15 protein-coding genes are annotated in these 14909 nt (G+C 65.5%); 8 read left to right on the forward strand and 7 right to left on the reverse strand.

What is annotated here, in order from left to right; translation table 11 throughout:
- Positions 1-138: 138 nt before the first annotated feature.
- From SMA01S_RS13000 to SMA01S_RS13010, 3 genes are all read right to left on the reverse strand, one after another.
- Positions 139-396, reverse strand: a complete 258-nt coding sequence (locus SMA01S_RS13000) for a hypothetical protein (protein ID WP_066822674.1) — start codon at positions 394-396, stop codon at positions 139-141.
- 7 nt (positions 397-403) lie between these two features.
- A complete protein-coding gene (locus SMA01S_RS13005; RefSeq protein WP_066822678.1) occupies positions 404-862 on the reverse strand; it encodes a YaiI/YqxD family protein in 459 nt (152 codons plus the stop codon).
- Between the two features lie 181 nt (positions 863-1043).
- On the reverse strand, positions 1044-2810 hold the full coding sequence (locus SMA01S_RS13010; protein ID WP_066822680.1) for a DEAD/DEAH box helicase: 1767 nt from the start codon (positions 2808-2810) through the stop codon (positions 1044-1046).
- Positions 2811-3107: 297 nt separating this feature from the next.
- Here SMA01S_RS13010 and SMA01S_RS13015 point away from each other — a divergent pair, with 297 nt between their 5' ends.
- The 3 genes from SMA01S_RS13015 (at position 3108) to SMA01S_RS13025 (ending at position 8050) form a co-directional block, all read left to right on the forward strand.
- On the forward strand, positions 3108-5627 hold the full coding sequence (locus SMA01S_RS13015) for a TonB-dependent receptor (RefSeq protein ID WP_066822683.1): 2520 nt from the start codon (positions 3108-3110) through the stop codon (positions 5625-5627).
- Positions 5627-7090 carry a CehA/McbA family metallohydrolase gene (locus SMA01S_RS13020; protein ID WP_066822686.1) on the forward strand — a complete coding sequence of 488 codons (1464 nt, stop codon included), beginning with the start codon at positions 5627-5629 and terminating at the stop codon, positions 7088-7090. The genes SMA01S_RS13015 and SMA01S_RS13020 overlap by 1 nt, the downstream gene beginning before the upstream one ends.
- Before the next feature lie 102 nt (positions 7091-7192).
- Positions 7193-8050, forward strand: a complete 858-nt coding sequence (locus SMA01S_RS13025; RefSeq protein WP_066822688.1) for an oxidoreductase — start codon at positions 7193-7195, stop codon at positions 8048-8050.
- Here the strand turns inward: SMA01S_RS13025 and SMA01S_RS13030 are convergent.
- Both SMA01S_RS13030 and SMA01S_RS13035 read right to left on the reverse strand, forming a co-directional pair.
- Positions 8010-9080 (reverse strand): FUSC family protein, encoded by a 1071-nt coding sequence (locus SMA01S_RS13030; RefSeq protein ID WP_066822691.1) that lies wholly within the window; start codon positions 9078-9080, stop codon positions 8010-8012. The genes SMA01S_RS13025 and SMA01S_RS13030 overlap by 41 nt on opposite strands.
- A 125-nt stretch (positions 9081-9205) precedes the next feature.
- Positions 9206-9772 (reverse strand): DUF4337 domain-containing protein, encoded by a 567-nt coding sequence (locus tag SMA01S_RS13035; RefSeq protein WP_066822693.1) that lies wholly within the window; start codon positions 9770-9772, stop codon positions 9206-9208.
- A 282-nt stretch (positions 9773-10054) separates the two neighbouring features.
- Here SMA01S_RS13035 and SMA01S_RS13040 point away from each other — a divergent pair, with 282 nt between their 5' ends.
- The 5 genes from SMA01S_RS13040 (at position 10055) to SMA01S_RS13060 (ending at position 13352) form a co-directional block, all read left to right on the forward strand.
- Positions 10055-10357 (forward strand): PadR family transcriptional regulator, encoded by a 303-nt coding sequence (locus tag SMA01S_RS13040; protein ID WP_066822695.1) that lies wholly within the window; start codon positions 10055-10057, stop codon positions 10355-10357.
- Positions 10354-10998: a hypothetical protein gene (locus tag SMA01S_RS13045; protein WP_066822697.1), complete on the forward strand. Its 645-nt coding sequence runs from the start codon at positions 10354-10356 to the stop codon at positions 10996-10998. The genes SMA01S_RS13040 and SMA01S_RS13045 overlap by 4 nt, the downstream gene beginning before the upstream one ends.
- Before the next feature lie 102 nt (positions 10999-11100).
- Positions 11101-11583: a hypothetical protein gene (locus tag SMA01S_RS13050; protein WP_066822699.1), complete on the forward strand. Its 483-nt coding sequence runs from the start codon at positions 11101-11103 to the stop codon at positions 11581-11583.
- A gap of 115 nt (positions 11584-11698) precedes the next feature.
- On the forward strand, positions 11699-12799 hold the full coding sequence (locus SMA01S_RS13055; RefSeq protein ID WP_066822701.1) for an acyl-CoA dehydrogenase family protein: 1101 nt from the start codon (positions 11699-11701) through the stop codon (positions 12797-12799).
- A complete protein-coding gene (locus SMA01S_RS13060) occupies positions 12792-13352 on the forward strand; it encodes a thioredoxin domain-containing protein (RefSeq protein ID WP_218016894.1) in 561 nt (186 codons plus the stop codon). The genes SMA01S_RS13055 and SMA01S_RS13060 overlap by 8 nt, the downstream gene beginning before the upstream one ends.
- Before the next feature lie 179 nt (positions 13353-13531).
- Here SMA01S_RS13060 and rplA read toward each other — a convergent pair whose 3' ends face one another.
- Together rplA and rplK are read right to left on the reverse strand one after the other, a co-directional pair.
- Positions 13532-14224, reverse strand: a complete 693-nt coding sequence (gene rplA, locus SMA01S_RS13065; protein ID WP_066822703.1) for a 50S ribosomal protein L1 — start codon at positions 14222-14224, stop codon at positions 13532-13534.
- A gap of 4 nt (positions 14225-14228) precedes the next feature.
- Positions 14229-14660 carry a 50S ribosomal protein L11 gene (gene rplK / locus SMA01S_RS13070; RefSeq protein WP_066810582.1) on the reverse strand — a complete coding sequence of 144 codons (432 nt, stop codon included), beginning with the start codon at positions 14658-14660 and terminating at the stop codon, positions 14229-14231.
- Positions 14661-14909: the final 249 nt, after the last annotated feature.

Raw genomic sequence — 14909 nt, forward strand, 5'->3', positions numbered from 1 at the left:
TTCGCCCTGAGCCTGTCGAAGGGCGCTGAGCCCCAAGCGTCGCATTCGCGGATAGGCGCCCTTCGACAAGCTCAGGGCGAACGGTAGTGGAAGCGCGATCATTTCCCCTCCCGTAAACGGGAGGGGAGTCAGGCCTCGTCAGCCTTCGGCCTTGTCCGCCATGTCCATGAAGTTCCGCGCCGCGTCGCGATCTGCCTCGTCCTTGAACGCGACGTCCAGGTCGGGCGCGACACCGAGCATGAACATCAGCGTCCACAAGGCAAAACGTCGCGGGCGGTCCTTTTCCAAACCCAGCTCGACTCGCATCCGTTCGGTGCCGGATTCGAATGCGGCCGGGGTCAGCGTGGCCATGTCGGCAGTGCCGAAATAGTGGCGCAGGCGGTCGTCGAGATCCATGGTTCGATTAACGCGCCCGGACCAGCGCGGCGTCAAGCGCCTGCAGGAAGCGCGAGCGGTCGGCCTTGCCGAACGCGGCCGGCCCGCCGATCTGATCGCCGCCGGCGCGCAGGTCCGCCATGATCGCGCGCGTCGCGATCGCCGCGCCGATCGAGCTCGTCGTAAACGGCTTGCCGGTGGGGGACAGCACTTGCGCGCTCGCCTTGAGCGCGCGGTCGGCGAGCAGGATGTCGGCGGTGATCACCACGGCGCCCGGACCGGATGCCTCGGCGATCCAGTCGTCGGCGGCGTCGAACCCGTCGCTCACGACGATGCGCGTGATCAGCGGATGCGCGGGCACGCGGAGGTGGCTGTTGCTGACGACCCAGACGGGCACTTCCAGTCGCCAGGCGACCTTGTAGATCTCGTCCTTGACCGGGCAGGCATCGGCATCGACCAGGATGCGGCGAGAGGGCGGAATGTTCACTGCGTCCTCCTAGCCCGTTAGCCCCGAGCTTGTCGAAGGGCCGTCATGCCGGACTTGTTCCGGCATCCAACGTGCGACAATGGCGGGATTCCGTTGTGGAGGGTTGGCCCCCGGAACAAGTCCGGGGTGACGTGTCGTTATTGACCGTAACCGGCGCGCCTCTGTCCGACCGCCACGACTTTTATGATTGCGGACGCGGGCCCTTGTTCGGACGCGGTCCCTTGCGATGCGGCGGCCCGGCGCGATTGCGACCGGGAGGTGGACCCTGGCGATGCGCAGGATTGCGCTGCTCGCCTGTCGGCGCGGCACGATGCAGCATCTTGCGCGCCGGAGCCGGCGCCGGAGCGGGACCCGAGCCCTCGACCGGCTCGATCCGCACGCCGCTATCGTCCTCGCCATCGGCGCCCGCGCTCTTGAGTACGGCGGCGGCGAACCGCGCCGCGATCCCGCGCGGGATCTGGAAGCCGGTTTCGTTGGCCTGAATGCGGATCGCACCGACCTCGTTCTTGGTGATCCCGCCGCGGCGGCAGATCAGCGGCAGGATCCAGCGCGGGTCGGCATTCTGGCGGCGGCCGATATTCATGCGGAACCACACGGTATCGTCGAACCCGTCGCGATGATGCGCCTTGGGTCCTTCGGGCACGCGGTCGATCATTTCCTCGGGCGCAGGCATCGAGGCGCGATGGGCGTGGACAAGGGCCGCCGCGATCTCCTGCGGCGATTTGTTCTTGAGCAATTCCTCGCCGATCACCCAATCGTCGGGATCGGGCTCGACCGGTGCGCTCAGCGCCTCGATCAGGCGGTCGCGGTCCTTGGCGCGAATGTCGTCGACGGTCGGCACCGGCACCCATTCGGCGGCGATGCGCGCCGAGCGCAGCATCATCTCGACACGGCGGCGGCGCGGATAGGGGACGATCAGCACCGCGGTGCCCTTTTTGCCCGCGCGACCCGTACGACCCGAGCGGTGCTGAAGCACTTCGGCGTCGCGCGGCATCTCGACATGGACGACTAGGCTGAGCGTGGGCAGGTCGATGCCGCGGGCGGCGACATCGGTCGCGACGCAGACGCGTGCGCGGCGGTCGCGCAACGCCTGGAGCGCGTGGTTGCGCTCATTCTGCGAATGCTCGCCCGATAGAGCCACGGCCGCGAAGCCGCGTTCGACAAGGCTGGCATGCAAGTGCCGCACATTGTCGCGCGTCGCGCAGAACAGCATTGCGGTCTCAGCCTCGTAGAAGCGGAGCAGGTTGATCACGGCGTGTTCGATATCGGCCGGAGCGACCGCCACGGCCTGATACGAAATGTCACCATGCCCGCGCTCTTCGCCCACGGTCGAGATGCGCAGCGCGTCGCGCTGATACTTCTTGGCCAATGCGACGATCTGACGCGGCAACGTCGCCGAGAACAGCAGGGTGCGGCGTTCGGCGGGAGCGGCGTCGAGCAGGGTTTCGAGGTCCTCGCGGAAGCCCATGTCGAGCATCTCGTCGGCCTCGTCGAGCACGGCGACGCGCAGGCTCGACAGATCGAGCGCGCCGCGTTCGCCATGGTCGCGCAATCGGCCTGGCGTGCCGACCACGACATGCACACCCTGCGCAAGCACGCGGCGCTCGCGCGACGGGTCCATGCCACCGACGCAGGTGGCGATGCGCGCACCGGTCTTGGCGTAGAGCCAGGACAATTCCTTGGCGACCTGGAGCGCGAGTTCGCGGGTCGGCGCGATCACCAGCGCGAGCGGCGCGCCGGCGGGCGGGGTCTGACCCTTGTGGAGCAGCTCCTCGGCCATGGCGAGACCGAAGGCGACGGTCTTGCCCGATCCGGTCTGGGCGGAAACGAGCAGGTCGCGGCCATTGGACTCGGGCTTGCTGACTTCGGCCTGGACCGGGGTGAGCGCTTCATAGCCGCGCGCGGTCAGCGCCTCGGCAAGCAACGGGGGGAGGTGGGAAAAGGGCATTCTGTCTCGATGGCAAAAACGGCGTCGGCCCGGAGCGACTGGCGCCGGGCAGGTAACGCGGTACGGATGTGGATTGGTCCGGCCCTCTACGCGCTTTTTGGCGATTTGGCAAAAGCGAGGGTGAAGGCATAGACTTGAGCTATAGGCGGTCGCACAAAAGGTCGCGCACACCCTCGTTGCAATCGAACTGACCCGGTTACGTCATCGTGCCGACGCCGGCATGTCACCCATCTGCAAAAGGCCATCCCTAGTCGCGGCGCGACAGCAGAATCGCTGCACCAGCAAAAGGGAAAAAGGGTGGCCAACCGAGCACTTACCGTGCGCTGCGGAATCGCGGCGTTCCTCCTGACCGCAAGTCCCGCGGCGCTTGCCCAGAGCGCGCCATTGCCGGTGGCCGATAAGGATGCCGCGGCGGGCGCGGACGCGCAGGCCGACCAGGACATCGTCGTCACTGGCCGCGCCGGTGCGGGCGAGCGTACCAAGCTCGATACCAGCTATGCGATTACGACGCTGAACAACGACGCGCTACGGTCGCGCGCCGCGTCGAGCGTCACCGAGACGCTGAAATCTGTCCCGGGCTTCTGGGTCGAGGCGTCGGGCGGCGAGGGGTCGGGCAACGTTCGCGCGCGCGGCATCCCGGTTGACGGGTTCGGCTCGATCAACCTGCTCGAGGACGGGCTGCCGGTGCAGCACGATCCCGCGCTGGGTTACCTCAATGCCGATCAGGCATTCCGCATGGATGAATCGATCGACCGCGTCGAAGTGGTGCGCGGCGGTCCGTCCTCGGTCTTCTATTCGAACGCGCCGGGCGGCGTGGTCAACTTCATCACGCGCAAGCCGGGCGATGAGCTGTCGGGCCGCGCCCGTGTGCTTTACGGTCCCACCGCGGACCTGTTTCGGTTCGACGGCTGGGTCGGGACGCCGCTGGTCGATGGCTGGAAGTTCGACGTCGGCGGCTTCTACCGCAACGAGCGCGGGGTTCGCGATCCCGGCTATACCGGCAACAAAGGCGGCCAGATCCGCGCCGATCTGTCGAAGGATTTCGGCAACGCGCAGATCGCGCTCAGCTACAAGCATCTGGCCGACGATGCGATCTTCTACACCGGCATTCCGCTGACGAAGGATTCGGACGGCAACATCGTCAGCTTGCCGGGGTTCAACGCCAATTACGACACCACGGCCAGCCGTGAAACCGCGTTCCTGACGCTCAAAAGCGCCAACGGCCCGGTCTTCTTCGACAACACCCAGGGAACGCGCATCCGGCTCAACCAATATTCGGCGATGGCTGACTGGGAGTTCGCGCCCGGCTGGAAATTGTCGAACAAGGCGCGCTATCGTGACAGCAACACGGTGCGCAACGGCGTCTATCCCGCCTCGATCAGCACGGCGGCGGCCCTGCTCACGCAATATGGATCGTCGCTGCTCAAGGCCTATCCCGGCGCGACCAGCGTCCAACTCCGCTATGTCGATACCGGCCGGGCGTTCGACGTGGCGAACCAGAACGGCAATGGCGACGTGTTCATCAACGCCGCTCGCCCAGTGACGGTCGACGAGAGCGAGTTCGTCGACGACCTCCATCTCGCGCACCGCTTCCAGATGGGGAGCATGACGCATGATTTCGCCCTGGGTTTCTATTACGCCCACATCCGCGAGACGTTCAAACGCTACTCGGCGTCGACCGTGCAGGACGTTTCGGGCAATTCGCGGCTGCTCGATCTTGTCGCGCTCAACGCATCAGGACAGGTGGTCGGCGCGCTGACCCAGAACGGTGTCAGCCGCTACGGCTCCGAATTCGCCAACGGCTATGGCAAATCGGACGTCTTCGCACTCTATGGGTCGGACGAGTGGCAGATCACGCCGCAATTGCGCCTCGACGGCGGCATCCGCTGGGAAAAGGTGACCGCCAAGGGCGCGCAGGAAGGCCAGAAGACGGTCAATCTCGGCGATCCGACCACGCTCGCGGACGATCAGGTGCTGACCGGAAACGGTGTCTTCTCTCCCTATGATCGCACGTTCGACCATGTCGGCTACACGATCGGCGCCGATTGGCAGTTCAGCCACAGCGCGGGGATATTCGCGCGCTACACCTCGGCATTCCGAATGCCGAGCGTGGGCAGCTTCATCACCTCGGCCAATGCGCAGCCGGTGACGCAGGGGATCAAGATGTGGGAAGCAGGGTTCAAGCTCTCGACCCCGTTGGTCAGCTTCTACGCGACGGGCTTCCTGACCGATTTCGACGCCTATTCGATCGGCAACACCCAGTTCGATCCGAAGACGATGGGCTATATCACCCAGACCGTTTACACCAATACGCGCGATTATGGCGTCGAGCTCGAAGGCACGATCCGGCCGGTTTCGTGGTTCGATTTTACCGTCAACGCGACGATCCAGGATCCGACCTTCCGCAATCTCAAGTACAATGAGTTGCAAGGCACGACGCTGATCCCGCGCAATTATTCGGGCAACCAGCTGCTCCGCGTTCCCAAACTCGGGCTGCGCGCTACGCCCGCGGTGACCCTGCTCGATGGTCGTTTCCGCGCGCAGATGGACGTCGAACATTATTCGAAACGCTATGCCGACGCCGCCAACATCTCGAAGCTGCCGGCCTATACCGTGCTCAACGCCAGCGTGCGGTTCAAGCTGACCGACGGCATTTCGTTCTGGGCCTATGGCGACAATCTGACCAACGCGATCGGGCTGACCGAAGGCAATCCGCGCGCGGGCGAGCTAACCAGCGGCCAGGCCAACGACCAATTGTTCATCGGCCGGCCGATCTTCGGGCGCAATTTCCGCTTCGCCGTGGACTTCGCCTTCTGATGCGCGGATTTCGCCTTTTCGTCGCGCTGATCCTGGCCGCCATCGTCGCTCCGGCGGCGATGGCCGGCCAGGACCAGGCGCAGCCCGACGTGACCGTGTCGGGCGTCGTCACCGGCAAGGACGCGATGACCTATCGCCAGGTGCCGTTCGACGTCCCCGCGGGTGTCGAGCGGATCACCGTTGCGTTGTCCTACGACAAGTCGAACAAGACGGTGATCGACCTCGGCGTCTGGGATCCCAAGCAGTTCCGTGGCTGGAGCGGTGGCTCGTACGACAGGGTGACGATCGCGGCGAGCGACGCCACGCCGGGCTATCTGCCCGGATCGATCCCGGCCGGCCGCTGGCACGTCCAGTTCGGCGTACCCAATGCTCGTCCGAACAGCAGCGCCGCCTACACCGTGAAGGTCTATTTCGATCGCGGAGCCGTTGCCCATGCCAGCGCCGCGATCGCCAATCCGCCGCTTATCGACAAGCCCGGCTGGTATCGTGGCGACCTCCATATGCATGACGCCAACAGCGACGGCAGTTGCAAGAGCCAGCTCGGGCGCAAGGTGCCGTGTCCGTTGTTCCGCACGGTCGAGGCGGCGAGCGCATCGGGGCTCGATTTCATCGCGGTGACCGACCACAATACCGTCGCGCATTTCGATGATCTGCGCGAGCTGCAGCCCTGGTTCGACAAGATGCTGCTGATCCCGGGCGTCGAGGTCACCACCTTTCGCGGCCATACCAACATCTTCGGGCCGTCGCGTTTCGTCGATTTCCGCGTCGGCACGCCAGGCGTTCCCAACCTTCCCACGCTCCAGCGGAGCATCGCCGATGCCGGTGCGATCATGTCGGTCAATCATCCAGCCTCGCCGAGCGGAGAGATCTGCATGGGCTGCGGCTGGCTATGGACCGACACCGATTGGTCGCTGGTGACCGCGGTCGAGGCAGTCAACGGCACCCATGTGGAGGGCCCCTATGCCGGGCTCGGCTTCTGGTATGCGCGGCTCAACGAAGGCAAGCGTCTGACCGGGATCGGCGGCAGCGACACGCACGATCCCGATGGCCCGTCACGGATCGGGCGGCCGACCACGGTGGTCTATGCCGACAGCCTGTCCGTCCCAGGCATCACTGCGGGGATCAAGCGCGGCAACGTCTTCATCGACACCGAGGGGACGCGTGACCGCTTGTTAGAACTGGCGGTCGTATCTGGTGGACGTCGAGCCGTGATGGGCGAACGGTTGCGCCCTGACGCGACGCTGTCGATACAGCTGCATCTGGTCGCCGTGCGCGGTGCGGCGGTGGAGATCCTCGCCAATGGCAAGGCCCTTGCTGGCCTGGGATCGACGATCGACAGCGACGATGCGCGCACGACAGTGTCGCTCGATCGCGCGCAAGCCTGCGGCTGGATCAGCGCCAATGTGCGCGGCAAGACCGGCCTGCTGCTGATCGGCAACCCCATCTATATCGACTGCCGCTGAGGCGTTGGTTCCTGTCGTCCGGCGACGGGCGTCCGGCGGTTGTCGCCGGGCGCTCGCGATCCCATCTCTCTGTCGCGATCTTCCCCAATGAGAGGTGCCCCGATGACGCTCCCCGCCGATCCCGTCTGGTTCATCACTGGCTGTTCGACCGGCTTCGGCCGCGAGCTCGCCAAACTCGTGCTCGATCGCGGCTGGCGCGTCGTTGCGACGGCGCGCGGCAAGGATCGCGTCGCCGACATCGTCGAGATCGCGCCCGATCGTGCACTGGCGGTCGACCTCGACGTCACCGACAAAAGCCAGATCGATGCCGCGGTGGCGGCGGCCAAGGACAAGTTCGGCCGGATCGACGTGCTCGTGAACAATGCCGGCTATGGCTATCAGAGCGCGATCGAGGAAGGCGAGGAGCAGGAGATACGCGACCAGTTCGAGGCGAACGTCTTCGGCCTGTTCGCGATGACTCGCGCGGTGTTGCCGGTGATGCGCGAGCAGGGCAGCGGCAATATCGTCAATATCAGTTCGGTGGGCGGTTTGCTCGGGTTCCCGGCCTCGGGCTATTATTCGGCGACCAAGCATGCGGTCGAGGGATTCACCGACTCCCTGCGCGCCGAAGTCGGGCCGCTCGGCATCGCCGCGATGTGCGTCGAGCCGGGGCCGTTCCGCACCGATTGGGCGGGCCGTTCGCTGCGCCAGACCAAGAACCGGATCGAGGCCTATGCCGAGACCGCCGGCGCACGCATGGCGATGACCAGCGGCTATAGCGGCGAGCAGCCTGGCGACCCCGTTCGCGCCAGTGAGGCGATTATTGAAGTGGTGTCGCGTAGCGACGTGCCGCGTCACCTGGTGCTCGGCAGGTTCGGGTACGAGACGGCGGTTGCGAAGCTGAAGGAGCGGCTGGCGATCATCGAGGGCGATCGCGACCTCAGCCTGAGCGCGGACTATCCGGAGATGGCCGACGCGTGAATCGCTGCGCGGCGAGGAAGGCGATGATCACGAGGCCGGCCGCGATCAAGGTCGCGACCAGCCGATCGATCAGCAATCCCTGGGCGATCGTCCCGCCGCCGCTGGTCAAGAGCAGGATCAGCGGCGTGGTGGCGGCGGTATAAGCGACATAGCTGCGCTTCCTCAGCCACGGGCTTGCCGCCGCCAAGGTCGCGATGACGGTGACTAGCGCCCAGCCGGGCAGGGGGTGGGAGGCTATCGCCTCGGTCGCCATCACTCCCGCAGCAACGCCCATCGCGCGCTGCATGACTTTCACCACCAGCCCATCGCCCTGTCGTTGGGTCAGCAGCGCGACGGCGACCGCGATCCAGTTGTAATGATGCTGGGGCATCGCTTCGCGGATGACGACGGCGCAGGCGAGGCAGACCATCAGCCGCAGCGAATAGATCCAGCCCCCGACGGTCGCCAACAGCGCCCGCCAGCGGCGGTATAATTGGGCAAGGCTTGCGCTCGACCGCGGTTCGGCCGGGGCGAGCTGGCCGATCCCCCAGCGCCGAGCCGCAGCTCCGACGGCCAGTGCGCATAAAGCCGCCCAAATCGCTCCTTCGGCAATCAGGATCGTGAGCAACGTGCGGTCCGATGCCTGCGTGGCCACGCCGAGCCCGATCGTGACAAATGCGATGAGCCGCTGGCTGGCGATTGCGGCCGGCCGGCTGAACCCGCCGAGCAATGCGGCCATGCCCGCGATCAGCACGAGCCCGACATCGCTCCACCAGCCGTGCCGCGCGATCAGCGCCGCGGCGATAGCCGCCCCGATCGCCGCGAGCAGGATGTCGCGAACGGTTCGCCAATGCTCGGCCAGGCTCGCGCCGCGTGGTGCGTTGCCGACCCACATTGAGCCAAGCGAAGCGGCGAGCCCGATCCGGGGATGCGCGACCAGCACGCCGATCAGGATCGGCACACCCATGCCGAGCGCGGTGACTGCCATCGCCGAGGGATCGAGCGCCTCCGCGCCGTCCCAGTCCAAGGCTCCGCCGAGCACGGCGCGCATGCCGTGGGCGGCTCGAGAAAAAGCAGGGCTCATGCTCGCGCGGCTAGGGGCGGCATCCATGATGAGGCAAGGAGATGATGAGGTGCGCTTAGGAATGCAGCTCGCGGCCGGTCGTCCGGGGCGGCTCAGCCGAGAAAGTTGCTGAGCACGTCCGGATGGAAGCCGAATTTGGCGAAACCGCAAATGCCCATGAAGATCCCGAATGCGCCGAAGAACCACGACCCGAACAGCAGCATCGGGCTTTCCGCGAGCGCCGCGACGGCAGCCATCGCGATCGCGGTGGAAATGGCCGCTTCGCTGGCGTCGAACTGATCGTCGTGCACGTTGAGCGCGTCGTAATTGTCGGCTTGCGCCTGAGCCTGCGCCTTCAGCTTGGGCGTCTCGCGACGATATTTGGCGATGTCCGCGTCAAGCTGGGCGAGCGTTGCTTTCGACGATTCGATGGTCGCTGGCGTGGTTGCCAGCACGGCGATCTCGCTCCGCGCGGTCTCCGATATGTGCAGCTTGGTGCGCGTCGCCTGATATTCGTTCCAGCTGTCGACCGAGTCAGCCTTGGCCTGCTGCATGGTCTGGACCAGGTTGCCGTCCTTGATGTTGCAGAGGCCGGTGAAGATCGACAGCACGACAACAGTGAGCGCGACCGCTCGATTGAGCTTCTTGTCCTTCGCTTCGGCGCTGACTTCGACTTCCACGGCTCGACTCCTGCTCCCGATCGGGCGCCTCTTTCGGACGGTTTTGGCGGTTCGTAAATCGGGAATGACAGCGAGGATCGGGTGAAACGAGAGGAGCGATCGTGACGGCCGCTCCCGACCCTTCCTCCCTCCAAGCTAGAGGTGCGCCGATAGCCGCAATGTCGGACGGACCACGCATGCTTGGCCGCTATCCATTCGTGCCGGCAATGGTCGTGCGCGGCGAGCGTGGCAGGGCTCGATCATCCCCTTGACTCCTAAATCTACATATGTTGTATTTCGGATATGGAACGCAATCGTCGCCCCTCCAAACAGATGCTCAGGCTCCTCGACGCGCTGTCGACGACGCCGAACGAGTGGCGCCACGGCTACGACATCATGAAGGAGACCGGACTCTTATCCGGCACGCTCTATCCTTTGCTGATGCGCATGACGGATCAGGGGCTCGTCGAGGCGGAATGGCGTGAGCCGGCCCAGCCCGGCAGGCCCGCGCGCCATGCCTATCGGTTGACGGCGCAGGGCCTCGCGCTCGCGCGGACGACGATCGGGGAGCGGAGCTCGTCCGGATTCAAGGAGGTGCCCGTATGACGGCGAAACTTGCTCGTGCCGTGACGGGGTTGGCGGAAGCCTGCCTTGGCGATCATCGCCGCGAATGGGCGCTGGCGATGCGCACCGAATTGGACGCCGCCATCGACGATGGAAAGCCGCTTACCTTTGCGGTTGGTTGCCTGATGGGCGCGGTGCGCGACATGCCGACGCATGCCGAGGGGCGGTTTACGCTGACCAGCCACGTTGTCGCGCTGGGCCTCTTCCCGATCGCCGCGATGTTGATTGTGGGTACGGCTTCCGGCTTTCCTTTTCTGCCGTCGGGGCATGCCGGAATAGCCGGCTGGCTTGCCGGAAGCGGCGCGCCGTCATCGTTGCTGACGCCCTGGAACCGCGGTTTTGCCCCGGCTTTGGCGGTGCTGATCTGGGCGCTCATCGCGGGGCATCTTCTGATGCCCTGGTTCATCGTGGAGCGGAACTGGACTCGCGTGGGCACATTGGCCCGCGTCAACAGCGCGGCCACGGTCACGCTCTTCCTGTTCACCGGCGTGTTGTTTCTCGACATGGCCTTCATGGTGCTGCCGATGGCCGCGCTTGCCATCGAACTCCTGGCGAGCTGGAATCTTTACCGATGGCAGGCGGATATATTCGTCGACGCTCCGCCGGGGATGGCCGGCACCTAACCTTCGGAAATTGCCTTGCAGCGTGATCGAGCCCGGGCGGCCAGTCGCCCGGCAATGGACACGCGCGCCTTTTCTTCAACGCAGTGTGAAAGGAGACGGAAGATGAAAATGCCTCTCGCGATGACGGTGCTCGTCCTGGCCTCGGCACCGGCCATGTCGGCCCCGGCGCCGCAACCGGCGGCGTCACCATTTCTCGGTCAATGGAAACTCGATACGCGATCCATGACGCCGGCGGATGACGCGGGTCCTGCCAGCGTCACGGCCGAATTTGCCGATGTCGGCGCGGGCACTTGGAACACCACCTATGTGATCACCGCGAAGGACGGCAGCGTGCGACGCATGACGTCGCGCGAACGGCTCGACGGGCAAGCCGTCCCCATCGCCGGCGACCAGACCATCGCCGATAGCGTTGCGATGACCAGCCCGCAGCCAGGCGTATTGGTGATGGGATTGACCAAAGGCGGCAATCTCGGGTCGGTCCGAACCTATACGGTGTCGGCGGATGGCAGCGAAATGATCGAGAGCGCGACCGTCGTCGGGGAGGACGGCAAACCCACGGTTCGCCGCTTCCGCTGGGTGCGATAGCCTGCGGGGTTGCTCGCGAGAGAAATGGCGTGCTGGCGCGCCTCTCTCCCGCGAGCTGCCGCCCGTTCGTCCCGCGCTTGACTCCGTACTATGGTACGGGAGCTAAAGGCGATTCATGACGAGCAAAGCCACCTGTGCGATCGCCGGCTTCCCGACCTTGCTTCGCGCCGTCGCGGCGCAAGCATCGGCGATCGAGGAACAGCGCCGTCTCCCGGCATCATTGGCCGCGACGCTGGGGCAACACGGCCTTTTCCGCATGCTGGTTCCGCGCGGGCTGGGGGGCGGGGAATTGGCGCCGCTGGAGGTGCTCGACATCGTCGAGATGCTGGCGACCGCCGACGGGTCAGTCGCGTGGTGCGTCATGGTCTGTGCCACGACGGGGATGCTGGCAGCATATCTCGAGCAAGAAACGGCGGCGGAAATTTTCGGCGCGGCCGACGCCGTGGTCGGCGGCGTGGCAGCGCCGCGCGGCGTTGCCGCAATCCGCTCCGAAGGCTTCGCGATTTCGGGGCAATGGAGCTGGGCGAGTGGCAGCGCGGTCTGCACCTGGCTCATGGGCGGATTTCGCATCGAAGGGGAAAGCGGTGGACCGCGATTGGCTTTCTTTCCCGCCGCGCAGGTGCGGCTGATCGACGACTGGAATTCGTTGGGGTTGCGCGGAACGGGGAGTGGCTCGTTCCACGTCTCGAACCTGTCCGTTACCGGTCGAAGAACGTGCCCGGTTTCGGCGAAGCCGCGGTCCGGGGCTTCGCCGGTCTATTCCTTTCCGCCCGCCGTTATGACCGCTTTGTGCATCGCGTCGGTTGGCTGTGGCCTGGCACAAGCGGCATTCGGAGAGATCGGTCACCATGTGGAGGTCGGGGACGAGATGATTGGCACACTAACGGCGGCGCTGGCGCGGCAACGGGCCGCCCGAGCATTGCTGCGCGAACAGATCGCGCTCGCCTGGGACAAGACGACGTCCGGCGACGACCTTCCCGGGGCGATGATCGCCGACTTGCGATTGGCGGCGGTGCACGCCGCGCGCACGTCGGCGGAAGAATGTCGTGTGCTCCAGGATATGGCGGGCGGTGCGGGCGTTCCCTTTTCCGGGCCGCTCGGCCGCCGGGTCAGGGATGCGCAGACGCTGACGGCGCATGCGCTGGTGTCTTCGCGGCTTCACCGACAGCTTGGCGAACAGTTGTTCACCGTTTCGACCGCTGGCGCCCATGGTTGACGCTATCAGACTAAGCGGGGGCGAACAGGCTCCGCTCACGTCGTTCACGTCGATCGCGAGCGGTGCGATCCATGCGCAGGATGACGACCGCCCGCTGCATCTGCAATTTCGGCGGTTCGCGGGCTGCCCGATCTGCCACCTTCATCTGCACAGCTTTCTGCGGCGCGGCGCGGACCTCGATCCCTATGTCCGCGAAGTGGTGTTCTTCCACAGCTCCGTCGAGGAATTGCAGCCGCATCTCGCGCATTTGCCGCCCGTCACCATCGCCGATCCCGACAAGCGGATATATCGAGCATTCGGGGTGGATGCGGGTCGACGCGCGCTCCTTCACCCGAAAGCGATCCTGGCCGCGTTGATGTCGTCGGCGGTGGCGTCCTATCGCGTCGTGCAAGGTCGGCAGGCCTTGCCGGCGCGATCGCCCCAAGGCGGGCGGTTGGGGTTGCCCGCCGATTTTCTCGTCAGCCGGACGGGCCAGATCCTCGCTTGCCATTACGGGCAGCATGCGGACGACCAATGGTCGGTGGATGACGTATTGGAACTGGCTGGGCGGTAGGATCGGTTCGCGTAGCTGTGCGATCGAATCCGATCGACCGCAGTGACCGGTCAGGAACCTCAACGAAAAAGGGCCGGGGGTGACCCGGCCCTTTATTCTGTTCGACGGGGCGGAAAGGCATTCCGCCCTGCCGGGTCGCCGTCTGACAGGCAGCGGCGCTGCCCGCCTGCCGCTGGAGCTTACGCGCCCGCGACCTCGGCGACGTCGATCTTGATGCCTGGGCCCATCGTCGAGCTCACGGCGAGCTTGCGGACATACTTGCCCTTGGCGCCCGACGGCTTGGCCTTGACGATGGCGTCGACCAGCGCGTCGAAGTTCGCGCGCAGATCTTCCGCCGGGAACGACGCCTTGCCGATGCCCGAATGGATGATGCCCGCCTTTTCGACGCGATATTCGACCTGACCGCCCTTGGCCGCCTTGACCGCGCCCGCGACGTCCATCGTCACGGTGCCCAGCTTCGGGTTCGGCATCAGGCCCTTGGGACCCAGCACCTTACCGAGACGACCGACGATGCCCATCATGTCCGGGGTCGCGATGCAGCGATCGAAATCGATCGTGCCGCCCTGGACGATTTCCATCAGGTCCTCGGCACCGACCACGTCGGCGCCAGCGGCCCTGGCTTCGTCGGCCTTGGCGCCCTTGGCGAACACGCCGACGCGAACGTCCTTGCCGGTGCCCTTGGGCAGGGTCACGACACCACGGACCATCTGGTCGGCGTGGCGCGGATCGACGCCCAGGTTGATCGCGACTTCGATCGTCTCGTCGAACTTGCTGGTTGCATTGGCTTTGGCGAGGCCAATCGCCTCGTCAACGCCGTGCAGCTTCTCGCGGTCGATCGTGATCGCCTTTTGCTTCTTGCTCACGAAAGTCATCGGTTCAGCCCTCCACCACTTCGAGGCCCATCGCGCGGGCGGAGCCTTCGATGATGCGGGTCGCCGCGTCGATATCGTTGGCGTTGAGGTCCTTCATCTTCACTTCGGCGATCTTGGACAGCTCGGAGCGCTTGATCTTGCCCGCGGAGACCTTGCCCGGCTCCTTCGAGCCCGACTTCAGGTTGGCGGCCTTCTTGATCAGGAACGTCGCCGGCGGGGTCTTGGTCTCGAACGAGAACGACCGGTCGGCATAGACGGTGATGATCGTCGGGATCGGCGTGCTCTTCTCGAGGTCACCGGTCGCGGCGTTGAACGCCTTGCAGAATTCCATGATGTTGACGCCGCGCTGACCCAGCGCCGGGCCGATCGGCGGCGACGGATTGGCAGCGCCCGCAGGCACCTGCAGCTTGATATAGCCAGTAATCTTCTTTGCCATTGTACTCACTCTGTAGTGGGCGAGGGGGCCGAGGCTCCACCGTCCAGGTCAAGTTTAGCGGTTAGACGGGCCCGCGACGCGAACCCTCCCGCAATTCCGCAGCTGTAGCTTAGGAAGGGCGGGCCGATAGCGGAAAGTGGGCGAGGAAGCAACAGCGTCGCAGCCGCACAGGATTAGCGCGAGCTAATCCTGAGATGGCGCCCGTCCGGCCGGCCTCGCGAAGCGAGGTCCGACGACGCGGAATTTACT

Origin of the sequence: Sphingomonas mali NBRC 15500, from assembly GCF_001598415.1 — a bacterium.
In the GTDB taxonomy this organism is placed as follows: domain Bacteria; phylum Pseudomonadota; class Alphaproteobacteria; order Sphingomonadales; family Sphingomonadaceae; genus Sphingomonas; species Sphingomonas mali.